Origin of the sequence: Geomicrobium sp. JCM 19038 (assembly GCF_000698125.1) — a bacterium.
GTDB lineage: Bacteria > Bacillota > Bacilli > Bacillales > Marinococcaceae > Geomicrobium_A.
In genome coordinates, this window is sequence record NZ_BAXA01000004.1 from 69,778 (window position 1) to 84,921 (window position 15,144).

General features: G+C 42.9%; 14 protein-coding genes and 1 pseudogene. 6 read left to right on the top strand and 9 right to left on the bottom strand.

Annotated features, from left to right (window positions below; translation table 11 throughout):
- Positions 1 to 315 precede the first annotated feature (315 nt).
- Genes JCM19038_RS06640 through JCM19038_RS06650 form a run of 3 tightly spaced genes read right to left on the bottom strand, consistent with a single transcriptional unit; the run spans position 316 to position 3,060 of the window.
- Complete coding sequence (locus tag JCM19038_RS06640; RefSeq protein ID WP_042415934.1) at positions 316 to 1,821, bottom strand: tripartite tricarboxylate transporter permease; 1,506 nt, start codon at positions 1,819 to 1,821, stop codon at positions 316 to 318.
- Positions 1,822 to 1,833: 12 nt separating this feature from the next.
- Positions 1,834 to 2,283 (bottom strand): tripartite tricarboxylate transporter TctB family protein, encoded by a 450-nt coding sequence (locus JCM19038_RS06645; RefSeq protein ID WP_042415937.1) that lies wholly within the window; start codon positions 2,281 to 2,283, stop codon positions 1,834 to 1,836.
- 12 nt (positions 2,284 to 2,295) lie between these two features.
- Positions 2,296 to 3,060, bottom strand: a complete 765-nt coding sequence (locus tag JCM19038_RS06650; RefSeq protein ID WP_238554305.1) for a tripartite tricarboxylate transporter substrate binding protein — start codon at positions 3,058 to 3,060, stop codon at positions 2,296 to 2,298.
- 411 nt (positions 3,061 to 3,471) lie between these two features.
- Here JCM19038_RS06650 and JCM19038_RS06655 point away from each other — a divergent pair, with 411 nt between their 5' ends.
- The 4 genes from JCM19038_RS06655 (at position 3,472) to JCM19038_RS06670 (ending at position 7,457) form a co-directional block, all read left to right on the top strand.
- Entirely contained in the window at positions 3,472 to 4,332 is an 861-nt protein-coding gene (locus tag JCM19038_RS06655) for a LysR family transcriptional regulator (RefSeq protein WP_042415940.1), read from the top strand.
- A gap of 106 nt (positions 4,333 to 4,438) precedes the next feature.
- Complete coding sequence (gene tcuA, locus JCM19038_RS06660) at positions 4,439 to 5,941, top strand: FAD-dependent tricarballylate dehydrogenase TcuA (protein ID WP_042415943.1); 1,503 nt, start codon at positions 4,439 to 4,441, stop codon at positions 5,939 to 5,941.
- Positions 5,942 to 6,069: 128 nt separating this feature from the next.
- Positions 6,070 to 6,534 carry a GNAT family N-acetyltransferase gene (locus tag JCM19038_RS06665; protein WP_042415946.1) on the top strand — a complete coding sequence of 155 codons (465 nt, stop codon included), beginning with the start codon at positions 6,070 to 6,072 and terminating at the stop codon, positions 6,532 to 6,534.
- Positions 6,531 to 7,457, top strand: a complete 927-nt coding sequence (locus JCM19038_RS06670; protein WP_042415949.1) for an alpha/beta hydrolase — start codon at positions 6,531 to 6,533, stop codon at positions 7,455 to 7,457. The genes JCM19038_RS06665 and JCM19038_RS06670 overlap by 4 nt, the downstream gene beginning before the upstream one ends.
- A 101-nt stretch (positions 7,458 to 7,558) precedes the next feature.
- Here the strand turns inward: JCM19038_RS06670 and JCM19038_RS06675 are convergent, their stop codons facing one another.
- The 6 genes from JCM19038_RS06675 to JCM19038_RS06695 all read right to left on the bottom strand — a co-directional run bounded on the left by JCM19038_RS06675 (position 7,559) and on the right by JCM19038_RS06695 (position 13,364).
- A complete protein-coding gene (locus JCM19038_RS06675) occupies positions 7,559 to 7,765 on the bottom strand; it encodes a hypothetical protein (RefSeq protein ID WP_042415952.1) in 207 nt (68 codons plus the stop codon).
- Between the two features lie 19 nt (positions 7,766 to 7,784).
- Positions 7,785 to 9,128 (bottom strand): ABC transporter substrate-binding protein, encoded by a 1,344-nt coding sequence (locus tag JCM19038_RS06680; RefSeq protein WP_042415955.1) that lies wholly within the window; start codon positions 9,126 to 9,128, stop codon positions 7,785 to 7,787.
- A 17-nt stretch (positions 9,129 to 9,145) separates the two neighbouring features.
- Positions 9,146 to 10,186 (bottom strand): ArgE/DapE family deacylase, encoded by a 1,041-nt coding sequence (locus JCM19038_RS06685; protein WP_081831656.1) that lies wholly within the window; start codon positions 10,184 to 10,186, stop codon positions 9,146 to 9,148.
- 379 nt (positions 10,187 to 10,565) lie between these two features.
- Positions 10,566 to 11,075, bottom strand: coding sequence for a thiamine pyrophosphate-dependent enzyme (locus JCM19038_RS23390; protein ID WP_238554306.1), 510 nt, complete (start codon positions 11,073 to 11,075; stop codon positions 10,566 to 10,568).
- Complete coding sequence (locus JCM19038_RS06690) at positions 11,072 to 12,169, bottom strand: thiamine pyrophosphate-binding protein (RefSeq protein ID WP_238554307.1); 1,098 nt, start codon at positions 12,167 to 12,169, stop codon at positions 11,072 to 11,074. Before JCM19038_RS06690 ends, JCM19038_RS23390 begins: the two co-directional genes overlap by 4 nt.
- A 265-nt stretch (positions 12,170 to 12,434) precedes the next feature.
- Positions 12,435 to 13,364 carry a nucleoside hydrolase gene (locus JCM19038_RS06695; RefSeq protein WP_042415958.1) on the bottom strand — a complete coding sequence of 310 codons (930 nt, stop codon included), beginning with the start codon at positions 13,362 to 13,364 and terminating at the stop codon, positions 12,435 to 12,437.
- Between the two features lie 71 nt (positions 13,365 to 13,435).
- Between JCM19038_RS06695 and JCM19038_RS06700 the strand changes: the two are divergent.
- A pseudogene (locus JCM19038_RS06700) lies at positions 13,436 to 14,636 on the top strand (multidrug effflux MFS transporter).
- Between the two features lie 18 nt (positions 14,637 to 14,654).
- A complete protein-coding gene (locus JCM19038_RS06705) occupies positions 14,655 to 15,044 on the top strand; it encodes a VOC family protein (RefSeq protein WP_042415961.1) in 390 nt (129 codons plus the stop codon).
- The last annotated feature ends 100 nt before the right edge of the window (positions 15,045 to 15,144 follow it).

The following is a 15,144-nucleotide window of genomic DNA, read 5'->3' on the forward strand; positions in this document are numbered from 1 at the left end:
AATGTCTAGTCTTTTGTTGCTTTTCTTCAGAAAAGAAGAGCACGTTCACGAGCGTCTATCGATGGAGGACCTGTCGCACAAACGTAATAACCGAAGGTTTAGTGCCAATAGTCTGATCACTTAAGACGCTAAATAGCCTCCCTTTTTAAAATTTTCTATAAATAGTAGTATAACGCATAATCTTACATAAGAGAATGGATTTTCTCTAACTATTGAAGGTGAAATAATGGATTTCATTTTATAAAGCATGTTTGAAGGATAGCAATTGCTGTATAGAAAAAAGCTTGAACTCTATTTAGAGCTCAAGCTTTTTTTCTACATGGTCATCGGGTGGTCTTTTTTCTTACGTCTTCCTAGCAGTTTAATGATGAGTGGGTAGGATAGAGAAAGAATGGTTAATAAAGCGAGACCGATTGTAATTGGAGATGCGAATAGAATGGATACAGGACCGTCATAGATTACTGTTGCACGCATAAAGTTCTGCTCCATATCGTTTCCGACAATCAATGCTAAGATGAGTGGAACGACTGGGTAATTTAACACTCGCAATAGGAGACCGAGTACACCTGCAAGAATAAGAATGTAAAAGTCTACCGTACTATATCCAAGTGTATAAGCACCTAGGAATGAAAGAACGAGAACGAGTGGGTACAATACTTTTGGCGGTGTATGTAGGACTTTAACGAGCATCCCTACCATTGCGATATTAATAATTACAAGAATGATATTCCCAATGAACATAGAGTTAATTAATGTCCAAACGAGATCTGGGCTGTTTTCGAACAAGAGCGGACCTGGTTGTATACCAATCATAATGAGTGCACCTAGCATTACCGCAGTGGCGCCAGAGCCTGGAATAGCCATCGTAAGCATCGGAATCATGGAGCCAACAGCTGCCGAGCTATTTGCAGATTCTGGAGCAACAAGACCTTCAACGGCTCCTTTTCCATACTCTTCTTTGTTTTTAGCAATTTGCTTTTGTGTACTATAAGCGAGTAAGGAAGAGATTGTACCTCCAGACCCAGGAAGGATACCTAGGAAGAAACCAATGGGCCCACTTCGTAAGATCGGTGCGAGTGATTTTTTCCATTGCTCTTTTGTGAACCATTTGCTACCAATATTTTGGTCTGGCTTCTTTGCTTTGTTAATGTTGAACATGTTATAGAGTACTTCACCGAGTGCGTAAATTCCGATAATGATGACAATGAAATCAATACCGTCGGTCAAGTGTGGCACGTCTAATGTAAAGCGGTGAACCCCTGATTGTAAATCAACACCAATCGTACTAATTCCTAGTCCAATAAACATCGTTAAAAAGCCTTTTGCAATGTTACCCATGGATAACGCAACGACCGCAGATAATGCGAAGATAAACAACATCACATACTCAGCAGGCCCGAAGTTCAAGGCAAATTGTGCGAGTGGAATGGCAAGGAAAATAAAGCCGAAAATCGCCATAACCCCACCGATTAACGATGCGATTGCCGCAATCGACATCGCCTGCCCGGCTTGTCCTTTTTTTGTCATTGGATAGCCATCAAATGTTGCCGCAATTGAGGATCCATCCCCTGGTGTATTAATTAAAATCGAACTTCTTGATCCGCCAAATAGCGCACCGTAGTAGATGGCAGCCATTAAAATTAATGCACTGATTGGTTCCATACCGAATGTTAAAGGGATTAAGACAGCAATCCCTGTGGCGGGTCCGAGTCCGGGAAGAATTCCGACAATCGTACCGAGTATTGCCCCAATAACCAACCACATGAGGTTGATCGGCTGGAGCGCTGTAAATAAACCATCGATGATAATGCTAAAGTCCATACCGGCAACCTCCTAAGGTAAGCTTATTTCGAGCAAGAAACTGAATGTATACCATGTTGTAAATGCTGTGATGATTGTTACTGAAAGATTCAAAATCCAATGCTTAACACCGTTAAGATAGAATAGTAACGCTCCTAAGAAAAGGATGGTTGAGATCAAGAAACCTAAATGTTCAAAGATCAATGTGTAAATGAGACAGAAGCCAAGCACGATCCCGACGACTTTTAAAGTACTTTTACGAGACAACATTTCTAAGTCTTCGTTTTGTCTAATGTTCTCTTTTCTCATATTAATTAAGTCGACAATCGAAAAAATCAGAATTCCAGTGCAAATAATGAGTGGAAAATACCGCGGTGCATTCGGTTCACCGAGCATTGCGGGTTGTAATTGAAAGATCATAATTGCATAGATAAGACTTGCGACAATAAATAGGACAGGTAATGATAAACGGATTATATACATGTGACTACACCTCTATGGCATTAAGCCAACACTTTCAATAATGTCATTAAACAACTCGTTTTGTTCTTCAAGGAAATCTTTTGTTTCGGCACTATCCATATAAAAGTCAAAAAACATATTTGATTCTAAATCCCGTTGCCATTGTTCACTTTCTGCCATTTCACCAAACCATTCATCGTATTGCGCAATTTCTTCTTCGCTCATATCCGGTGGCCCCATTACCCCACGCCAATGGGGGAATTCAATATCAACGCCGAGTTCTTGCCACGTTGGTACGTCTGGAAACAGCTCTAATCGTTCTGGTGACGTTACGGCATGGATATCAATTTCGCCGGCTTCATATTGACTGGAAAGTACAGACATTGAGTTTACGAGAATGTCGATATGGCCTCCAAGCAAAGCATTCATTGCTTCGCCACCGCTATCATAAACGAGAACTTGCAAATCTCGCGGTTCAACACCAGAGAGCATAGCAATTTGAGACGTAGATAGATGGTAACCGCTTCCAAGTGCAGGGCTAAGACCGAAGATCAACGATTCTGGATCATCTTGTAATTTAGTAATTAACTCATCGGCGTCTTGAACGTCAGCATTCGAAGCGGTTGCCCAAGCGATCCATTCTGTCAGTAACATGGCGATCGGTGTAAAATCTTCATAGGATAAATCACTTTGACCGAGCAAGTTGTTTGTCAAAAGAAGACTAGAGTTTACAGAAGTAGAGTGAGCATCTTGGCGCTGTAAATATTGCCAACCGACTTCGCCGCCACCACCAGGCATATTTTCAACGTTGAATCTTGGGTAATGATGTCATCACTCGTCATCGCCCGGTGAACGGACCGTGCGGTCATGTCCCATCCTCCGCCAGGAGAAGCTGGAGCGATGAGTTCCATACGTTCTGTTGGGAACTCAGTTCCTTCACTTGATGCACTTGAACTACAAGCGACAAGCAGTAAAAAAGGTAGACTACTTAAAACAGGTTTCCACATACGATCACCTCTGAAGATGTATTCGATGATAGCGCTATCATTATAGGGTAAAAATTATTGTACAATGAAAGAAGCGCTTTCTTTTTTAGACTTAATATCGTATGGGTAACTATATACTAAAAATAATTATAAATAAAATAATAATTTTTTATTAAATCCGATTAAATTATTTTATAATATTAGCACAATAGGAGGGTGGCTTATGGATCAAAAGGATTGGTTTATGCTCAAGACCATTTTTGAAGAGAAGAATATGACGCGATCGGCAGAGAAGCTATACGTGTCCCAACCTTCTCTGAGCTATCGATTGAAAAACCTCGAGTCAGAATTTGGAGTCACGTTGTTTTATAAAACGAAAAGTGGATTAGAGTTCACCACAGAGGGAGAGCATCTCGTATCATATGCCGAAGACATGTTGGAGGCATTGCAAAGAACGAAAGACGAATTACAAAACTTACAAAGCAACGTCCAAGGGACTCTTCGAATTGGAGTCTCGAGTAACTTCGCTCAATATATATTGCCTGAAATGCTGCACCGGTTTTCTGAGCTTTACCCTAATGTCCAGTTTCACGTGCAATCAGGACTAAGCAATGAAGTCTATGCCATGTTGCAACAATCACAAGTTCATGTAGCGATTGTACGTAATGACTATACATGGCACGGTGAGAAATATCTCCTGCGTGAAGAGCAGCTACAAGTCATTTCCAAAGAGAGAATTGACATAGATTCACTAGATGAACGAAGGTTAATTAATTATGAAACGGATCGTTCATTAAAAGAAACCATTAATGAATGGTGGATCGACCAGTTTAAGAATCCTCCTACAGTTGAGATGGAAGTCGACCGACTTGAGACGTGTAAAGAAATGGTCAAAAAGAATTTCGGATTTGCCATTGTGCCTGACATTTGTCTTCTTGAGTCAGATCAGTTGTATAAACAAGGCATCTATAGAAAGAACGGGGAACCCGTTACGAGAAATACGTATTTAATGTATCATCCTCAAACTCAAAATCTATCGATTGTACATCGCTTCATTGAATACCTTAAAAACAATCAAATCTGATAAAAATATTTTATGAGATACTCTAAAATATTGATATTTCATTTATTGTAAGTGCTTTCTTATACTAGAAGTAACAAAGAGGTACTGCTTATGAGGAGGACTTACAATGGAAAGCTATTCTAAATCGTATGATGTGATTGTTGTTGGTGGAGGAAATGCAGCGTTTAGCGCAGCGATCTCTGCACGTGAAAAGGGAGCAAGTGTACTCGTCGTAGAAAAAGGTTCAAAAGATAAACGCGGGGGTAACTCGTACTTTACAGATGGTGCGATTCGCATGGCTTATGGTGATCTTGAAGGGCTCCGCTCTGTATATAGCGACTTAAAAGATGACGACTACGATCGTGTTGATATGCCTGTATACGGTGAGAAAGAATATTACGATGATATTATGAGAGTGACAAATGGTAAAAGCGAACCCGCATTGGCGAAGGTTCTAACATCACAATCGTATCCGACGATCAAGTGGATGCAATCACACGGTGTGGAGTTTATCGTTAACGAAAATCAATACTTTGAAAAAGACAATAAAATGAGCTTCTGGGGCGGGCTGCCGGTTAAAACGTACAATAAAGGCATCGGTCTTATGACGGCTTGGTGGAAGCGTGCTGATGAATTAGGCGTTGATGTTCTGTATAACACGAAGGGGACTTCACTCGTAAAGTCTGACAACGCAATTACTGGACTTGTTGTTGAGCAAGACGGTAAGGAAATGCAAATCGACACAAAAAGCGTGATCCTTGCATGTGGTGGCTTTGAAGCAAGTGAACAAAAACGTATGAAATACATCGGTGATGAATGGAAAAATGCGGTCGTACGTGGAACCGAGCATAATACGGGTGATGGACTTGATATGGCGATTGAAGCAGGCGCTACGCCATTTGGAGATTGGTCAGCGTGTCACGCACATACGACGGACTACAATGCACCACGAGTTGGTGACTTTGAGAAGCCAGGGGACATTTATAAGAAGTCATCGTATCCCCTTGGTTTGATCGTGAACAATGAAGGTGTCCGGTTCGTTGATGAAGGTGCGGATTTTAGAAACTATACGTATGCTAAATATGGAAAAGAAACATTAAAGCAACCTGAACAAAAGGCATTCCAACTTTACGATCAAAAAGTACGTCCTCTTCTTCGAGTAGAGTACGAATTGGAAGAAGCGTCCGTTGTAAAAGCTGATTCTTTAGAAGAGCTTGCAGAGAAAATGAACGTACCGAAAGAGAAGTTCTTGGAAACAATTCACGCGTACAATGCGTCCGTTCAAGAAGGTGACTACGATCCAAGTGTGAAGGATGGCAAGTCTACTAAAGGGTTAACTCCAGCTAAATCAAACTGGGCGCTTACATTTGATGAGGCACCATTTTATGCTTATCCTGTAACGTGTGGAATTACCTTTACGTTCGGTGGTATTAAAGTGGATGACCAAGCAGAAGTACTCGATTCAGAAGAGCAACCTATTGGTGGTCTTTATGCAGCAGGTGAGATGGTTGGCGGTTTGTTCTATGAGAACTACCCAGGCGGTTCTGGATTAATGTCAGGGGCAGTATTTGGCAAGTTAAGTGGAGAAACTGCAGCTACGTACGTTGAAAGCGTTGCAACCAAGGCGTAAGTCAAAAACTACGATGAATATCATCGTAGTTTTTTTGTTAACGCTTCACCTTTTTCAATAAATCAGGTATAATATAGATTAATCACATTAATTTACTTGGGATTAAATCGAAAGTAGGTGGAGCAGTCATGGAAAAGATTGTTGAGGCAACAGTTAATGATGCTTGTCACATTTTGAATTTGCAAAAGCTAGCGTATGTTTCTGAAGCGGAGATCTACAATGACTACACCATTATGCCACTAAAAGAAGATCTTGAGACAGCGAAAAAATCGTTTGAGAAGAATATCGTGTTGAAGTACGTGGAAGACGACGTGATGATCGGCTCTGTTCGTGCGTTTCAAGAAGAGGGCGTCTGTTACATTAATAAATTAATGGTTCATCCTGCTTGTCGCAATCGAGGAATTGGTCAAGCGTTAATGGAAGAAATTGAAGCTAAGTTTGATCCAGTCGTGTACAGGTTATTTACTGGTGCAAAGTCTGAAAAGAACATTTTTTTATATGAAAAGCTCGGGTATAGCGTCTATCGTACGGGTAAATTTGATTTTGAGGATACAGAGTTTGTTTTTATGGAGAAGGAACAACGACCATTATGAGCTTACATCCAGCGATTAGAGAGGTCATCGAACGCAGTCAGCATGAACAGTTACCCTCCTCTATAGAAGAAATTAAACAGCTAAGAAGTGACTATGTAAAAACGAGACATTCAAGTAACGTACCCGAAGCGATCGTTGCTTCATCAGTGGATTTGTTGGCAACAGATGGGGAACGCACTGTTCCGGTTCGTTTGTATACACCAAAAGGTACGGCACCGTTTCCTGTGATCGTTTATTACCACGGGGGCGGCTTTGTCGTTGGGGACCTTGAAACGATCGATGGATTTTGTCGTTATCTCTGTTACAAAAGTGAAGCGATTGTCGTATCGGTTGATTATCGACTTGCTCCAGAGCATCCGTTCCCAGCTGCGTTTGAAGACGCGTATGTGGCGGCTAAATGGGCAGCAACAAATGCTCAGCAGTACGGAGGGGAGCCAAAGCGATTAACGCTTTCAGGTGATAGCGCTGGTGGGAATTTGGCAGTCGGGGTGATGTTGAACAATCAACTTCATAACGATTTTGTAGTAGATGCACAGTTGTTGTATTACCCGTGGCTCCTTCTTAATGATCAGTCTGATGCTCATCTCGTTCATGGAGAAGAATTAAATCTAACGACCGCTCAACTTCGTTGGTACGAGTCATGTTATGCGCCTAGCCAGTGTTGGAAAGCGAATCCGCTATTAGGTTCTGCATCCGGTGCACCACCATCTGTCATTATAACCGCAGAGCACGACCCACTGCGTGATGATGGACTACGCTATGCAGAACAATTACAAATAGCAGGCACAAAAACGGTCATTCATAATTATTCAGGGCTTGTGCATAGTTTTATTCATATGATGAACGAAGTAGATGAGGCTAGAGAAGCGGTCGATACGAGCATTACGGAATGGAAGCACCAACGATTAAAGTCATACCAATAAACGGCATCGCTCATCATGAGTGATGCCGTTTTAGTATTCTGAGGGGTGCCTTCACTGCAACAACGAAAAAAAGCTCCCACATACTTGTGGGAGCAGTAGCATTAATCGTTTTTGGAAACACCCCAGAACACAAACCCGTCTTGATAACGGAAGTTGTCAATATACTCCTGGGTCGTTGCCACCCGTTTGAAATCTCCAATACGTACGACAGGGATATACTCCCAGTACCACTCAAGAACTTCATCGTATTTGTCTTGTGCTTCTTCAAGCGTGGCAGAAGCACGGAAGTCATCGACAACCGACGGCACTTCACTCCAGCCCGGATAATCAGTTCATGAAAACATTCGAGCCTGGCTCTGCTGCCGATACATTCGCTAATACGAAGATGTCATAAGCATTTTCATCTTGGTTCATTTCAAGTAATGTTGGCCAGTCGTACACTTCGATTTTTACATTGAGACCCATTTGTTCCATCTGTTGTTGAAGAACGACTGAACCGTTGTACTGATCCTCGTAATCACGGGTCGTGATAATCGTAATTTCTTCCCCGTCATAACCGATGTCACTTAAATAATCATCCATATTACTCGAGTCGTTCGTGTTGTAGACGTCTTGACCGACGTCGCTTGGCCATTGTTCGAGTTGATGGTACATCATAATGTTGTGGTTGAGAACGTAATAGTCATCACTTGCATAAGCACCTGTTAAAATGGCTTCACTATCAATGGACGTTGCTAAGGCTTGTCTTGCATCTTGTTCTGTAAAGAAGCCTTCTCGTTTATTGAAGTGAATCGTCAAATAGGCGCCTGGATACGTATGGTTGGTTAAGTTTGGATCGCTTTCAAGCTGATCGGCGTTATCAAATGGCACAGCGTGAGCGACGTCAAATTGCCTAGATTGCATGCCTGAAACACGGGTAGAAGAATCCAGAATGAATTCAAAAAGCAACTCATCAACGAGGGCTTCTCTCGCACCTGCAAGACCATCAGCCGGTTCGTCACGGATGGCGTAATCTTCGAACTTTAGGAGTTTAATATGTTGGTCCTGAATCCATTCATCGAATTTGAATGGACCGGTTCCGATGTATTCTTTTACGCCAGTGCCGTCAGCTTCTTCGGCAAGTTCAGCAGGCATGATGGCTGGGAATCCTACACTATTAAAAGCAAGGATTGGCAGAGCGGTTGCCATCGGCTCACCTAGATCTAATACGACCGTCTTATCATCGATTTGTTCAATGGTTGCCGTGTCGGGAAGTTTGTTGCCATTACCTGGTGAATCTAGCCACTTCTCCATCGAAGCGACAACATCTTCAGCGGTCATCGTTTCGCCGTTATGAAAGAGAACATCCTCTCGCAAGACGAACTCAATGGCGGTACCGTCTTCACTTAATTCGTACGATTCGGCGAGCATCGGTTCAATGTTGTACGAAGAATCGACTGTTACGAGACTTTCATAGACGTGTCGCATCATATCTGACGTTGCAATTGCGGATGATTCATGTACATCAAGAATCGGAGGTTGTGCGGAGTAAGCAACTTTCAACTCTCCTCCAGTCGTTGCTCCCTCTGTTGGTTCAGCAGAGCTCTCTGTATCTCCTGAGTCATTACCGCATGCGGATAGAAGAACAGTGCCAATCATTGTAACCAAAGCAAACCTAGGAAACTTTTGCATGTTTGTCATCCCTACCTTTAGTTAGAGTCGTGTTTGAAATCTTTCGCCGTCCATTCAAGGATATGATTAGCAAGTACATTCGCCGTTTTAAGAACACTATCAATCTCAACGTATTCGTCAGGAGAGTGAGCGCCTGAACCAATGGGTCCAAAACCTATGCCTGGCCGATCGTAATATTGAGTGAAGCGTGCATCGTTCCCACCCGTTCTTCCGATGATTTGTACATCGTTCGTATCGAGTACGTCTTTCGCCGTTTGAAGAAACTCTTGTACATAGTCATCGTTAGGATCTTGATACCATGCTTCAGTTGTCCAACCATACCACTCAATTTGCGGAGGGTGTTTTCTTAGCCACTCATCATCTTGGACGGTATCTAGAATCGTTTTCTCCACTAAGTCACGGATTTGTTCTCGTGTTTCACCAGGGATAAAGCCGATGCGACATTCAATGGTCGCTTTCCCTGCAACATTGGACGCCCAATCGCCAGCTTGAAACGTTCCGATATTTAAGTTGACGGATTGCTTATCAGAACCACGTTGATAAAGTTCAAATTGCACGTCTTCAGCTCGTGTTTCTTCAAGCTGTTGAAGTGCATGATAAATTGGATACATTTTACCGATCGCATTGACTCCGTCTTGAGTTCGGCTTGCATGGGCGGTTTTACCGTAAACACTTACCCGGAAGTACATCACGCCAGTATGAGAAACGGTGACATTTAAACTGTGTGGTTCTGTCGTAACGAACCCATCAGTCACGTATCCTTCTTCAAGACAAGTGAGCGCACCACCTGCACCACCAGACTCTTCTTCAATAGTGCTATGCAATTGAACAGTTCCAGCAGGTTTTAAACCAAGATCAAGCAACGCTTTAAGTGCAAACCAGTTCGCAAGAAGGCCGGATTTCATATCCATAGAACCACGACCATATAAACGGTTTCCTTCGATGATTGCGGCGTACGGGTCTTTCGTCCAGAACTCGGTCGGTTCTGCAGATACGACATCAACGTGACCTTCGAGCGTGAGTGATCGTTTATCGGAGTCACCATGGTAGATGCCGATGACATTGTAACGGTTATCAAAGGATAGGCCAGAACTTGAGAAGCTTCATGATCTTGAATCTTTTCATAGTCTGGCTGAACGATCACGGTTTCTAGCCCAAGATCTTCATATTTTTGTTTCATAAAATGAATCATCTCTTGTTCAGTACCAACGACACTTTTAATGCGTACGGCTTCTTGAATGGCTTCAATTAACTCTGTTTGGTTTTCGTTAATATACTGATCAATTCTTTCTTTTGACGAAAGCTGCACTTTCATAGATTCTCCTCCTCGCCTCTCACTAGATTTAGTAGTCAATTCTCGCTATTTAGGTTCGAATTCTTTCGCTACAGCAGGGGATACACCACCAGCTTTTGCAGGTGGACCAATGCTAATCATATCTACGACAACCATTGTAGGACCGGTTTTTGAATGGCGTTTTCTAGCACTTCTCCAAAATCATCGGTCGTCTTCACACGAGTTGCATGAAAGCCGATGGACTGTGCAAGTTGAACGAAGTCGGGTGTGTGTAGATCAACGGCAACACGGCGGCCGTATGTCGCATCTTGAATGTTGCGTAATACGCCATAACCGTGATCATCAAAGAGCACGACGACTAACGGTAGTTTTTCCTCAACAGCGGTGGCCATTTCTCCTAGATTCACCATAAAGCCGCCGTCACCAGCAAATACGAGGCACCTTTGGTCTGGTTGTCCAATTTGTGCTCCAATTGCTGTAGGTAAGCTCTGCCCGATTCCACCTCCCGTTGCGTGGATGGACGTTCTAGGTTCATAAATCGGGATGAGTCGGTGTCCCCATTGATAAGCTGGGAGTGTAATGTCACGAACAAAGATGGTGTTCTTTGGCATGACACGGCGCATATGATCGGCAATTTCTCCATATGGACTCATGCTTCGCGTAGCTCACGGTCTACTTGAACTTTGACTGCTGTTACTTCAGCTAAGAAGCTTGATTTATCGGTGAATGATTCTCCTTCAAATTGCTTTGTAAGGGCATCGAGTATGTCATAAGCGTCGCCGATGAGTGCATGTTGGCAATCATAGTTTCGGTTGATGGATAGGGCGTCGGCATTAATCGTAATGTGCTCATCTGGAATAGGGACAGAATAGTTTCCCGTTTCGTTCCAGCGAAAGCGTACGCCAATACTGATAAGTAGATCCGCTGACTTCAAAAGATCGATCGTCGGTTTTGTTGCCGCATAATTACCGATGCATTGTGGGTGGTCTTCTGGTATGGCGCCTTTCCCAGATTCACTCGTAATAACAGCCGCGCCGATTTGCTCTGCGAACTGTGTAAGTAATCGATGTGCAGAAGCTTTCACAACACCTCCGCCGACCCAAAGCACAGGTCGTTCAGCTAATTGAATTTTAGAAAGAACTTCTGAATCGAGCGTAAATGTTCCCCGATTTAGTTGAGGCTCTTGTTGAATGATGGAGCGATTGACGAGTTTTGATTGCATATCAATCGGTATTTGAATTGTTACGGGTCCTGTAGGCTGGGCTTTTGTCTGTTTGATTGCTTCACGAACGACCGTTTGGACGTTCGTCGGGTCACTCACTGCAATGGCCGTTTTACATGCGCCATCCATCATCTTTAATTGATCTTTGCATTCATGAATGTACCGTTTAGACGTCCCAACAAATGCACTCGCTACATCTCCTGTAAGGTGCAAAAGTGGAGTGCCTGCATTCCAGGCTTCCGTTAAAGCACCAGCCGCGTTGCCAGCACCTGCTCCTGTACTCGTAAGAACGACACCAAGCTTTCCGGTAGAACGAGCATACCCGTCAGCCATATTTACGGCACCGCTTTCGCCACGAGCGTTTACAATTTTAATCTTGTTACTACGAAGTAGCGCATCGTACATCGGCATGTTATGAATACTGACAATTCCGAAAACGCATTCGACTCCTTCGCGTAGTAATTCTTCAACGATTAAATCTGCGGCTTTTTCTTCGGTTCTAATCTTCACTTCTGAAGAACTCATACTATACCTCCTAAATAAAAATACGTTACCGTATGTATTTGTCTTGGGAATGAAATCTCCTTCTAAATAATAAAAAAATTTACGATATAAATTGTGATGAAGGTAGATAATCTGACAGGAAAAGAAGAGAAAAGCCTTTATAGATAAAGCATTTCGCTAATCATTAATTGAGTTTAAATTTCGCCAAAAAAGTTGGAGTTAATAAAGAAACTGTTATTACGATTATGAAAAAAAGCCCACGATGACGAAATCGTGAGCGCTTGATTTAGTTGCGTAGGCCAACGTGCTGGATGTAATCGGCAATAAATGCCTTGGCATCGACGTGCTTGGCGACGTGAACGTTTGGTGTGCGTTGCAATCCGTTTTTATAATCACAGACCGTTTGACCGTCACAAAGTGTGCTGTTCGTTTCCACATCGACGTAATAAGGAAACGTCGTAACGAACGGTTTTCCGATTGCTACAGCAATGGCGAGTGGGTCGTGCATGGCAATTTCTTTTATACCATTTCGCTCCCAGGAAACGTTGAAATAAATTGCTGTTGCTTCTCGAATAAACGAATAATAACTCGTTCCTACTAGAGACTCTACGTCTTCTTTTGACATGAGTGCTTGTTCTGTTACATCTAATCCAATCATCGTCAGTCGAACGCCGGAATGAAGGACTAGCTTGGCAGCTTCTGGATCAACATACATGTTAAATTCAGCAACAGGCGTAACATTGCCATTACCATTGGCTGCGCCGCCCATAAAGACGACTTCTTTTAGACGATGAACGATTGAAGGGTCTTTCTTTAAGGCGTGTGCAAAGTTCGTCATCGGTCCTGTAAGAACAAGGGTAATTTCACCAGGATAATCATGCGTGATTCGAATGAAATAGTCCCATGCAGTTTCATTCTCAGTGCGGTCTTTAAACGGTGCGTCGTGGAGGGCACCTCCGATGCCGTCATCACCGTGAACCGCATGTTCAAAAAATGCTTGTCGTACGAGTGGTTGCTTGGCTCCCGCAAAGATCGGAACGTCTAACCCAATTAAATCCAATACTTTATGTGTGTTGCAAATGGCTTTATGTAGAGAGATGTTGCCGGATACGACGGATACGCCAAGGACATCTACATTTGGTTGATGGGCGAGAAGTAATAGACCGAGGGCGTCATCGATACCGGTGTCGACGTCTACGATTATTTTTTTTGTCATGATTGTCCCCTTTTCAATAAAGCTGCATGCTACACTTATAGAATAGTTCAAAAAGAAAGGTAACTCCAGTAATGAATGAAAACCCGACCGGAAAAAAGCGGTATGCATTGGCGTTAATTTTGAGTATGTTGACGGTGCTTGGACCGCTGAATATTGATATGTACTTACCTGCTTTCCCCGACATTGCTAATGATTTGTCGACGTCACAAACCCTTGTGCAAGCAAGTTTAACGGCTTGCTTATTAGGACTTGCAATTGGGCAACTCGTAATTGGTCCGATCAGTGATGCGAAAGGGCGTCGAAAGCCGTTAATGATCTCTGTGTTACTATTTGTGCTTGCCTCATTGCTCTGTGCGGTAGCTCAAAACATTGAAACCCTTATTGTTGGACGTTTTCTTCAAGGGTTCACAGCTGCAGCAGGGTTAGTCGTCTCGCGGGCCGTTGTGCGAGATGTTTTCGATGGAAAAGCGTTAACGAAGTTTTTGCATTACTTATGGTTATTAATGCCGTTGCCCCCATTGTTGCGCCCATTGCAGGTGGTGCACTCCTTGCAATTCCAGCGTTTGAATGGGATGGAATTTTCTATACGTTGTCATTCCTCGGCTTGATTGTCGTTGGAATTGTTTATTTTAGCTTAAAAGAAACACTACCAGAAACAAAGCGTTCACCGAGTTCCTTGAAACATATCGTGTCAACTTTTTATGAGTTGTTAAAAGACCGGACATTTATGGGGTTTGCTCTTGCGTTAGGATTTGCACATGGTGGAAGCTTTGCGTATGTAGCAGGAACACCGTTTGTCTACCAAGGTATTTACGATGTGAGCCCACAACTGTTTAGCGTATTGTTCGGAATTAATGGGCTTGCGATGATCATTGGTTCGTTTGTTATTGGGCGGTTTAGTGGCATCATTCGTGAGAGAACGCTGCTGTTTACAGCACTTGTTATCGGTGTGGGTGCTACGTTCATTTTGTTATTCATGACGGCTATTGAAGCACCACTCGCTGCCATTGTGATTCCAATCTTTGTCTATATGACGGGAATGGGAATGATTTTGACGAGCTCATTTACGCTAGCTATTGCAAAACAAGGCCACCGGCAGGGAGTGCAAGCGCCTTGCTGGGTGTATTCCCGCTACTTATTGGAGCCATCGTGGCGCCGCTTGTTGGATTAAATGAAGGTTCAGCGGTACCGATGGGGCTGATCTTGTTTAGTACTTCGCTCCTCGCATTAGGGGCATATGTAATCTTAGCTAAGACGAAGAAAAATCAATAGAAGTCAGGAGGATTAAAGATGATTAAAAAAATCGAACATGTTGCACTCGTAGTCAATGACTTAGCACATTCCATTGAATTTTATCATCGTTGTTTTGGGTTTAACGTACGGCTTAAAGGAGAGAATGAAACACGTGAAATGGCGTTTCTCTATCTAGAAAATGAGCCAGACGTTGAGATTGAATTGATTCGGGATAAAGTTGATTTAGGAAATTATGAAACAAAGAGTGTGATCAACCATATTGCATTTACAGTGGAGCGTTTAGATGAGGAAGTAGAGAAGCTGAAAGAAAAGGGAGTCACATTCCTAACGGATGCACCAAAACCAACGTTAGATGGTGGGAAGATGATTCTTTTTCATGGGCCTGATGAAGAGCTGTTACAACTCGTCGAGCGTGGTACATCGTAAAAGCAAGGTGGAGATCACAGGATCTCTGCCTTTTTTATTGATCTGAATGACGTTTTCGTACGTGCAAGGCAATTTTATGAGGGGAAGGTGAGGCATTTGA

Excerpts from the sequence above, each read along its gene's own strand:
- JCM19038_RS06655 (WP_042415940.1), top strand. The coding sequence starts at position 3,472 with ATGGATCAAAAGGATTGGTTTATGCTCAAGACCATTTTTGAAGAGAAG.
- JCM19038_RS06690 (WP_238554307.1), bottom strand. The coding sequence starts at position 12,169 with ATGAGTTCTTCAGAAGTGAAGATTAGAACCGAAGAAAAAGCCGCAGAT.
- JCM19038_RS06680 (WP_042415955.1), bottom strand. The coding sequence starts at position 9,128 with ATGCAAAAGTTTCCTAGGTTTGCTTTGGTTACAATGATTGGCACTGTT.
- JCM19038_RS06650 (WP_238554305.1), bottom strand. The coding sequence starts at position 3,060 with ATGCCTGGTGGTGGCGGCGAAGTCGGTTGGCAATATTTACAGCGCCAA.
- JCM19038_RS23390 (WP_238554306.1), bottom strand. The coding sequence starts at position 11,075 with ATGAGTCCATATGGAGAAATTGCCGATCATATGCGCCGTGTCATGCCA.
- JCM19038_RS06665 (WP_042415946.1), top strand. The coding sequence starts at position 6,070 with ATGGAAAAGATTGTTGAGGCAACAGTTAATGATGCTTGTCACATTTTG.
- JCM19038_RS06670 (WP_042415949.1), top strand. The coding sequence starts at position 6,531 with ATGAGCTTACATCCAGCGATTAGAGAGGTCATCGAACGCAGTCAGCAT.
- JCM19038_RS06645 (WP_042415937.1), bottom strand. The coding sequence starts at position 2,283 with ATGTATATAATCCGTTTATCATTACCTGTCCTATTTATTGTCGCAAGT.
- JCM19038_RS06695 (WP_042415958.1), bottom strand. The coding sequence starts at position 13,364 with ATGACAAAAAAAATAATCGTAGACGTCGACACCGGTATCGATGACGCC.
- tcuA (WP_042415943.1), top strand. The coding sequence starts at position 4,439 with ATGGAAAGCTATTCTAAATCGTATGATGTGATTGTTGTTGGTGGAGGA.
- JCM19038_RS06705 (WP_042415961.1), top strand. The coding sequence starts at position 14,655 with ATGATTAAAAAAATCGAACATGTTGCACTCGTAGTCAATGACTTAGCA.
- JCM19038_RS06640 (WP_042415934.1), bottom strand. The coding sequence starts at position 1,821 with ATGGACTTTAGCATTATCATCGATGGTTTATTTACAGCGCTCCAGCCG.